Annotated in this window: 7 protein-coding genes; 1 reads left to right on the top strand and 6 read right to left on the bottom strand. The window is 65.9% G+C overall.

Annotation, left to right across the window (positions count from 1 at the left end; all coding sequences use genetic code 11):
- The 6 genes from AC1DMG_RS18065 to AC1DMG_RS18090 all read right to left on the bottom strand — a co-directional run.
- On the bottom strand, positions 1-667 hold a 667-nt coding region (locus AC1DMG_RS18065; RefSeq protein WP_477180859.1), incomplete at its 3' end, for an alanine--tRNA ligase-related protein.
- 81 nt (positions 668-748) lie between these two features.
- Positions 749-1,234: a regulatory protein RecX gene (locus tag AC1DMG_RS18070; protein WP_441605145.1), complete on the bottom strand. Its 486-nt coding sequence runs from the start codon at positions 1,232-1,234 to the stop codon at positions 749-751.
- A gap of 116 nt (positions 1,235-1,350) precedes the next feature.
- A complete protein-coding gene (gene recA, locus AC1DMG_RS18075) occupies positions 1,351-2,382 on the bottom strand; it encodes a recombinase RecA (RefSeq protein ID WP_477180861.1) in 1,032 nt (343 codons plus the stop codon).
- Positions 2,383-2,504: 122 nt separating this feature from the next.
- Positions 2,505-3,011, bottom strand: coding sequence for a CinA family protein (locus tag AC1DMG_RS18080; RefSeq protein ID WP_441605143.1), 507 nt, complete (start codon positions 3,009-3,011; stop codon positions 2,505-2,507).
- A gap of 107 nt (positions 3,012-3,118) precedes the next feature.
- The gene (locus AC1DMG_RS18085) at positions 3,119-4,261 is read right to left on the bottom strand and encodes a dipeptidase (protein ID WP_441605142.1); all 1,143 of its coding nucleotides are present in this window, start codon (positions 4,259-4,261) and stop codon (positions 3,119-3,121) included.
- The gene (locus tag AC1DMG_RS18090; RefSeq protein WP_477176356.1) at positions 4,248-5,645 is read right to left on the bottom strand and encodes an amidohydrolase family protein; all 1,398 of its coding nucleotides are present in this window, start codon (positions 5,643-5,645) and stop codon (positions 4,248-4,250) included. The genes AC1DMG_RS18085 and AC1DMG_RS18090 overlap by 14 nt, the downstream gene beginning before the upstream one ends.
- Positions 5,646-5,851: 206 nt before the next feature.
- On the opposite strand from AC1DMG_RS18090, the gene AC1DMG_RS18095 reads away from it, so the two are divergent.
- Positions 5,852-7,106 (top strand): MutS N-terminal domain-containing protein (locus AC1DMG_RS18095; protein WP_477180860.1); only part of this gene is annotated, 1,255 nt, incomplete at its 3' end.

A 7,106-nucleotide genomic window follows, 5' to 3' on the forward strand; every position in this document is an offset into this window, starting at 1 on the left:
GCGTGCCGTCGGGCGCGCGGTCGAACTGCATGAACACCAGGTTCCAGATCTCGATGTAGCGATCGCCGTCTTCATCGGGCGAGCCCGGCGGGCCACCGGCGATGTCTTCGCCGTGGTCGTAGAAGATTTCCGTGCACGGACCGCAGGGACCGGTGTCGGCCATCTGCCAGAAATTGTCCGAAGCGTAAGGCGCGCCTTTGTTGTCGCCGATGCGCACGATGCGCTCGGCCGGCACGCCCACTTCCTTGTTCCAGATGTCGAAGGCTTCGTCATCGGTGTGATAGACGGTGACCCACAGCTTGTCCTTGGACAGCTTGAGGACGTCGGTCAGCAGCTCCCACGCATAGGCAATGGCATCGCGCTTGAAATAGTCGCCGAACGACCAGTTGCCCAGCATTTCGAAGAAGGTGTGGTGACGCGCGGTATAGCCCACCGAATCGAGGTCGTTGTGCTTGCCGCCCGCACGCAGGCAGCGCTGCACATCGGCGGCGCGCACGTACGGCAGCTTTTCGCTGCCCAGGAACACGTTCTTGAACTGCACCATGCCCGAGTTGGTGAACAGCAGCGTCGGATCGCTGGCCGGCACCAGCGAGCTGGACGGCACGATGGTGTGCCCTTTCGAACGGAAATAGTCGAGGAAGGTCGAGCGGATTTCGGCGGTTTTCATGCGGCTGGGGAGGACCTGGCGGATGGGTCACGCCGGGAAGCACCGCCGAAGCGACACTCTCCCGTCCCAGCAGTGGGGAGGTCAGGCGTCGTCGGCTGCGTCGTCCACGTCGGCGTGGGTAACACTCCGTACTGTGGCGGCGGGAAAGCCCCGGCGCAAGAGGAATTGCGCCCGACGTGCCTTTTCTGCGTGATCCGGCGGCGATTTGCCGCCAAAACGCCGCCGCAGCACGTTCAGGGCGTTGGCGTCCCAATCCACGCCTGCTTCGTCCAGAACGGCCCGGATGCGGGCGTCGGACAAACCGTGACTCTTGAGTTCGGCACGCACGCGCATGGGTCCGTAACCCTGGGACGCTCTGCTGCGCACCAGCGACCCGGCGAATCGTTCGTCGTCCTGGTAGTGCTGCTCGCCCAGCCGGTCGATGGCCTCGCCGGCTTCGTCGCCCTCGTAGCCCTTCTGCCGCAGCTTGAGCTTCAGCTCACGCCGGGAATGCTCACGGCGCGCAAGCAACCCCAACGCCCGGTCATAGGCTGAGGTTTTGGGTTTGTCACCGGGTTCTCGCGGCATGCGTGACCTATGGTCTTGCCATCAGAAGGGCGACGCGCGCCGCCCTTCCGGCTGATCTGGAACGGGTACCCGCTAGAGCGCGCATGGTTGCGGCCCAGCGGGTGCCTGATGTCCGATCAGGCTTCCTCGGTTTCCACCGCCGGCAGCGGCGAAGTGCCGTTCGACACCAGCAGACGCTTGCGCAGTTCGGCATCGACTTCATTGGCGATGGCCGGATTGTCGCGCAGGAACTGGCGCACGTTCTCCTTGCCCTGGCCGATSYKSTCGCCCTTGTAGCTGTACCAGGCGCCGGACTTGTCGATCAGGTTCTGCGCCACACCCAGCTCGATGATTTCGCCTTCGCGCGAGGTGCCCTCGCCATAAAGGATTTCGAATTCAGCCTGTCGGAACGGCGGCGCCACCTTGTTCTTGACCACCTTGACGCGGGTTTCCGAGCCGATCACCTCTTCGCCCTTCTTCACCGCGCCGATGCGGCGGATATCCAGGCGCACCGAGGCGTAGAACTTCARCGCRTTGCCGCCGGTGGTGGTTTCCGGGCTGCCGAACATCACGCCGATCTTCATGCGGATCTGGTTGATGAAGATCACCAGGCAGTTGGACTTCTTGATGTTGGCGGTGAGCTTGCGCAGCGCCTGGCTCATCAGGCGGGCSTGCAGGCCRRCSWGCGAGTCGCCCATYTCGCCTTCGATTTCRGCCTTGGGCGTGAGCGCGGCAACCGAGTCGACCACCACCACGTCCACCGCGCCGGAGCGCACCAGCATGTCGGCGATTTCCAGCGCCTGTTCGCCGGTGTCGGGCTGGGAGACCAGCAGGTCCTCCACGTTGACGCCCAGCTTGGCGGCGTAGGTGGGATCGAGCGCGTGCTCGGCGTCCACGAACGCCGCGGTGCCGCCGTTCTTCTGGCAGTTGGCGATGACCTGCAGSGTCAGSGTGGTCTTGCCCGAGGAYTCCGGACCGTAGATYTCSACSACGCGGCCGCGCGGCAGGCCRCCRAYGCCCAGCGCGATRTCCAGGCCCAGCGAGCCGGTGGACACGGTGTCGATGGCGTCGTCGACGCGATCGCCCAGGCGCATGACGGCGCCCTTGCCAAATTGCTTCTCGATCTGGCCGAGGGCGGAAGTGAGCGCCTTGCGCTTGTTGTCATCCATCGTCTTGAATCCCGGAGTGGCAGTGAATGAAGACATGATGCCCGCGGTTTGTCTCACGGGCTGCGATCTGTGACTGACGAGTATCCCACACCGGTCAAGCGACCCAGTGGCCGGCTTTCGACTCAGTCCGTCAGCGCCTTGATGACGCCATTGAGCGCCGCGGCCACGGTCTGACGGCGCACCGCTTCGCGGTCGCCGGCGAACTGGAAGAGGCTGGCGTGGGCGTAGCCGCCGCGCCGTTTCCAGCTGATCCAGACGGTGCCGACGGGTTTCTCCGGCGTTCCGCCGGTAGGTCCGGCAATGCCGGTGACGGCTACGGCCATGCCGGCGCCAAATCGGGCCAGCGCGCCCGAGACCATTTCCAGCGCGGTTTCCTCGCTGACCGCGCCAGTGCGCTCCAGCGTGCGCGGATTGACGCCGAGCAAGGCCTCCTTCGCCCCATAGCTATAGGTGACTACACCCGCGTCGAACCAGGCAGAGCTGCCCGACAGGTCGGTGAGCGCCTTGGCGACCCAGCCGCCGGTGCAGGACTCGGCGGTGACCAGCATCAGACGCCGCTGGAGGGCCGCAGCGGCCACCTGTTCGGCCAGGGCATAGAGATCGGCATCAGTGGGAACAGACAAGCTCATGGGGATTCCGGGGGGACAGGCGGAAGTGGACTCTTCTACCGCGATGGGGGCACCGCGCCAAGAGTCCAAGGATCGATGGGCTGGCCCGTCCGGGAGGATGGAGGCGCTCAGCTGCCCCAGACCAACTCGGCGTAGCGCAGGAAATTCAGGCCCAGGATCTTCTCGATGCGCCCCGTCGAATAGCCCTTCTGGGCAAGCAGCTGCGCCAGTTTGTGGAACTGTTGCGGCCCGCGCAGGTCGACCACGAAGGGATAAGTATCCGGCCGCTCGCCCGCCGCGCTGATGCCGGCCGCCTGACGCTGCGCGATCTCCTTGGCCAGCGTCGCCTGATAGGCATGCAGATCATCGATCTGGGTCACCGAGCCGTCGGTGCCGATGCCCACATGATCTTCGCCGCAGATGTTCACCGCGTGGTCGATATGGGCGACCACGTCCTCGGCATGCGCGTGTCCCGAGGCGTTGACGAAGGGCATGAAATAGATGCCGATGAAGCCGCCCCGCTCCGCCACCAGTTTCAGTTCAGCGTCGGTCTTGTTGCGCGGCAGGTCGGTCACCGCGCGGCAACCGGTGTGATTGATCGAGATCGGCGCGGTGGATACGCGGGCGGCCTCGAGGCAGGTCTGCTCGCCGCTGTGCGACAGATCGACCATCACATGACACGCATTGAGCCGCGCCACTACCTCGCGACCGAAGGGCGTCAGTCCACGGTTTTCCTTCGCCATCGAGCCATCACCCAGCTGGTTGGCCGGGTTATAGGTGAGCTGGAACACGCGCACGCCAAGGTCCGAAAAGATGTCGACGCGTGTGGCGTCCTTGCCCATCATGGCGCCGTTCTGGAAGCCGTAAATCAGGCCGATCTTGTGCTCGGCCTTGGCGCGGCGAATGTCGGCGGCAGTGAGTATCTTCAGCACGTCGCGCTCGTGCTTGCGCACCAGAGCATCGGTGGCGGCGATATCGCGCACGCTGGCCTCGAATGGATCGTCGGGGCCCGAGACATAACCCAAGGTGATGTTGACCGCCGTCAGCCCTGATGCATGCGCTTCGGCCAGCACGCGCGGGGTGAGCTCGGGCACCAATGCGTCGGACGCGCGATTGGGATCTCCCAGGCCACCCAGCGCGTTGATGATGATGCCGCCATCGGCCGCGGTTGCACGCGGTGCCTCTGCGCCGCGCGCATCCCACGGCAGCATGGAAGCGGCGGCAGCCCAGCTCAGGCCGGTCAGGAAGGTTCGCCGATCAATCGTCGTCATTGCCCATTTCTTCCTTGGTCACTGGTCGATAGTCGGCACGCGGATACACATGGCCGCGTTTTACCGTCATGCGGATGCTGCGCAGGTTGCCGATGTCCTTCAGCGGATCGGCTGACAACACGGCGAAGTTCGCCAGCTTGCCTGCCTCGATCGAACCCATGTCGTTTGCCTGCCCGGCCGCTTCGGCGCCGATCAGCGTCGCGGAACGAATGGCCTGCAGCGGCGGCATGCCCACGTCGTGGGTGAGGAAAAAGATCTCCTCGTAAACGGACGGCCAAACGTCTTTGAAACCCGGGTCGCTGTCTGTGCCGGTCGAGATCGGCACGCCCGCCTGCCACGCCTGGCGGACCAATCGGATGGTGGTCGGTCCGGTGCAGCGAAGTGGCTTGCGCTCGGGATGCGTCTTGCGTTCGGCGTCGTAGCGCACGAACAGGCTGCCGGTGGCGTCGAGGATGGTGCCGTGCTTGAGCATGTCCTGGTAAAGACCGGCCATCACCGGATCGTCGCCGTCCTTGGCCAGCAGGTTTTCGTGGAACGGCGTGTGATCCTCATAGGCCTTGAGCATCACCGGTTCGAGTTGATATGCCTGGTAGCAGGCGTGGCTGACCACGTCCACACCAGCGTCGATCACATCCACCGGCCTCGTGGGAAACACGGCGCTGTGCGCCCACACCATCATGTGCTGGCGATGCGCCTCAGCCGTGATTGCCTTCACCAGGTCGGGCGGCAGGTCGGCATAGACCTTGAGGGCGGTCGCCGATGTACCGCGCGCCAGCGTCACCGCTTCGCGCAGATCGGTCTTCTCGTCGATGGCCTGCATCCATGGGCTCGTGCCCGGCTTGACGCCGTAGCTGGCGGCGGCCACGCGTGGATCGGCAAAGAACTCCGGGCCGGCCATCACGGCGGCGTAGTAGATGTCGGGCGAGGGAATCTCGCCGGCACGCGCCTGACGGGCCAGCTCGCCGACCGAGCGCAGATCGTCTGCCATGTCGCGCACAGCGGTGACGCCGGCGTAGAGATTGCGCCGCAGGATGGCCTGTGCACGCTTGGCATCGGGCGGCGTGGCCATATGCACGTGGCTGTCGATCAGGCCGGGGATCACGTAGCGGCCGTGCAGGTCGACGGTTTTCACCGTAGCGCCCTTCGCCTCCGCCAGCGACCCGTGCGGCCCCACCGCCAGGATGCGTTCGCCGCGCACCAGGATGTCCTGATCGGCACGTGGCGCCGCTCCCGTGCCATCGATGACGGTGGCGCCGGCGTAGAGCGTCAGCGCATCGGCAGGCGACGGCTTGGCCTGCTTGTCGGTGGCAAACGCGGTGGACGCAGACAGCGCGACCAGCAGCGCTGTCACCAGTGAAGTCGCGGATCGTGGGCGTCTATGCATGGCGGTCGATCCTACACAGCCGATTCCGCACATCACAAGGACGCCCGCGGCAAGCGTCGGCGGCCGGCCAAGCCCAGGAGTCGCGCTGCGTCTCGCGGGATACTTGCCGGGCCAATTCGGTTATCTTGGCGGGCATTTTTCATATGGCGCGCAGCGCCCTCCCTCCACGGCCGGTTTCACCTTAAGGCCCGACAGAACAGCACGTTATGGTCGCCCAGGATTTCGAAAGCCACACTCCCTTCATGCGCCAATACCTGGGCGCCAAGGCGGCGCACCCGGATGTGCTGCTGTTCTTTCGCATGGGCGATTTCTACGAGCTGTTCTATGACGACGCGCGCAAAGCCGCGCGGCTGCTGGACATCACGCTGACCCAGCGCGGCCAGTCCGGCGGCCAGCCGATCCCCATGGCTGGTGTGCCTTACCACGCGGCCGAGAATTACCTGGCGCGCCTGGTGCGGCTGGGCGAGTCGGTGGCGATCTGCGAGCAGATCGGCGACCCGGCCACCTCCAAGGGTCCGGTGGAACGCAAGGTGGTGCGCATCGTCACGCCGGGTACGGTGACAGATGCCGCGCTGCTGGAAGAACGCCGCGACAACCTGCTGATGTCCATCGCCGCCGGCGCGCACGGCGCCTATGGCCTGGCCTGGGTGGATCTGGCCAGCGGCCGTTTCCTGCTCAGCGAAGTACCCAGCGCCGAAGCGCTCGCTTCCGAACTGGCGCGCCTGCAGCCGGCGGAAACCCTGGTCGGAGAGGACGTGGCGTGGCCGAAACTGGTCAGCACCCTGCCCGGCCTGCGCAAGCGTCCGCCGTGGCACTTCGACGGCGATGCCGCCAGGCGCGAACTCAACCGCTTCTTCGGCACACGCGATCTCGGCGGCTTCGGCGTCGATCGGCTCCCGCTCGCGATTGCCGCCGCAGGCTGCCTGCTCGGCTATGTGGAAGAAACGCAGAAGAGCGCGCTGCCGCATCTCTCCGGCATGTCGGTGGAACGTGCCAGCGACACCATTGCGCTGGACGCCGCCACGCGCCGCAATCTGGAACTGGATACGCATCCCAGCGGGCGCACCGAGCACACCTTGCTCGGTGTACTCGACGAAACTGTCACCCCGATGGGCGCGCGCCTGATGCGCCGCTGGCTCAATCGCCCGCTGCGTTCGCGCGAGCTGTTGCGCGCACGCCATCAGGCCATCGGCAGCCTGATCGATCAACGCCAGCACGAGCCCTTGCGCGAGCAGTTGCGCGGCATCGGCGACCTGGAACGCATCCTGGCGCGTGTGGCGCTGCGTTCGGCGCGTCCGCGCGATCTGTCCACCCTGCGCGATGGCCTGGCCGCTGCACCTTTGCTGCGTGCGTTGATCGCGCCGCTCGACAGCCCGCTGCTGCATGCGCTGGTCGAGCGCATCGGCGATCACGCCGACGCGGCAGCGCTGCTCGGCCGGGCCGTGGTGGAACAACCGCCCG

Source organism: Dyella sp. 01N36 (assembly GCF_056399745.1).

What these genes read in the sequence shown, in the direction of transcription:
- AC1DMG_RS18070 (WP_441605145.1), bottom strand. Translation starts at nt 1,234, where the DNA reads ATGCCGCGAGAACCCGGTGACAAACCCAAAACCTCAGCCTATGACCGG.
- AC1DMG_RS18090 (WP_477176356.1), bottom strand. Translation starts at nt 5,645, where the DNA reads ATGCATAGACGCCCACGATCCGCGACTTCACTGGTGACAGCGCTGCTG.
- AC1DMG_RS18085 (WP_441605142.1), bottom strand. Translation starts at nt 4,261, where the DNA reads ATGACGACGATTGATCGGCGAACCTTCCTGACCGGCCTGAGCTGGGCT.
- AC1DMG_RS18080 (WP_441605143.1), bottom strand. Translation starts at nt 3,011, where the DNA reads ATGAGCTTGTCTGTTCCCACTGATGCCGATCTCTATGCCCTGGCCGAA.